At 70.6% G+C, this 1,275-nt stretch carries 2 protein-coding genes; one reads left to right on the top strand and one right to left on the bottom strand.

Annotated features, from left to right (window positions below; translation table 11 throughout):
- A partial coding sequence (locus tag NBW84_RS04215) for an SAM hydroxide adenosyltransferase (RefSeq protein ID WP_250281886.1) occupies nt 1-380 on the top strand: 380 nt, incomplete at its 5' end.
- A 71-nt stretch (nt 381-451) separates the two neighbouring features.
- Here the strand turns inward: NBW84_RS04215 and pucL are convergent.
- Nucleotides 452-1,275: factor-independent urate hydroxylase (pucL, locus tag NBW84_RS04210; RefSeq protein WP_250281884.1), on the bottom strand; the 824-nt coding region annotated here is incomplete at its 5' end.

Here is a 1,275-nt window from a genome sequence, read left to right as displayed (position 1 = left end):
GGGTCGGCCCCGCCGCTGGGGAGGTGCGCACCGGAGAGCCGGGCGTGACCGGCGGGGCAGCGCCGGTGGGGGTCGAGGTGGAGGCCGAGGTGGTCACCGTCGACACCTACGGCAACGTGCAGGTGGCCGCGGACGCGGCCCTGCTGGCCTCGGCCGGGATGCGGCCCGGTCATCTGCTCCGCGTCGTCGTGGGCACCGTGGTGACCACGGCCGTGTTCGGGATCACGTTCGCCTCGGTGGCTCCCGGCGAGCTTGTCGTCTACGTCGACTCCGCGGGCCTGGTGGCGCTCGCGGTCAACCGGGGCAGCGCCGCACAGCGCCTGGCGGCCGCGGCCGGGGATCCCCTCCGGCTGTCAGCGGCGCGCCCGGCCCCCTCGTGACCACGAGTCCGAGCCCACCAGCCGGGAGGACGCGCAGCCGGCCGGCCGTCGTCGTCGTCGTCGGGGAACGTCTACCAGGCTGACTCCGCCGCGGGCACGTCGTCCCGCAGGACAGTCCCCTCGATTTTTCCATATGGCCGGTCGGCCACCTGGAAGACGACGTCGGGATTGTCCAGCCCGAAGGGCGTCAGGTCGACCGGGAAATGGTGCCTGTTCGGCATGGACAGCCGGATTTCGGCCACTTCGGCATGGGCGGCGAGGACCTCTCGTCCCATGGCGTACAGGGTCTGTTGCAGCGCGCTGCTGGGGACCTGGGCAAACGTCTCGAGCAATGTCGCCCGGACGCTCGGGAACAACGTGCCGAAATCGACGGCGGCGCTCGTGCAGCGCCAGCGGGCGGTGATTTCGGTCGCCAGGACGCGGTCGTCCGTTCCGGCCAGCGTGGTGTAGTTGTCCCGGATGAATCCCCGGAATGCCGAACCGGTCGACTTCAGTACGACCAGGCCGGCTGTCCCGGAAACGACATGCGCGGTGTCCCGGTCGACGGTGACCGTCGCCGTCCGGTATTCGCCGCCGGTGCGGAGGAACGCGTGGTCGTGCCCGTGGCCGTCCACCTCGATCCGTTGCCAGCCGTATTCCTCGATCTCCAGCCGCGCGCCGGTGACCCACGGGGTGGCGGTGGTGAAGTGCCGGGCGAGCCGCAGGCCGAACTGTTCGATCTCACCGACACCGCCTGTGCGGGCGAACGCGTGGACGGTGTTCTTCTGGGTGTCGGTGGCCAGGATGTGACTGTTGTCACCGTCGACGTGCGCGCTGGTGAAGTCGCCCCACAGCGCCGACGTGACGCTGATGTCCCGGATCCGGTGCACCGGTGTCGAGCGCTCGATGTGGACGA

The sequence above is a fragment of the Protofrankia sp. CiP1_Cm_nod2 genome (assembly GCF_920664355.1).
In the GTDB taxonomy this organism is placed as follows: Bacteria; Actinomycetota; Actinomycetes; order Frankiales; family Frankiaceae; genus Protofrankia.
This window is presented reverse-complemented; position numbering and strand designations above follow the sequence as displayed.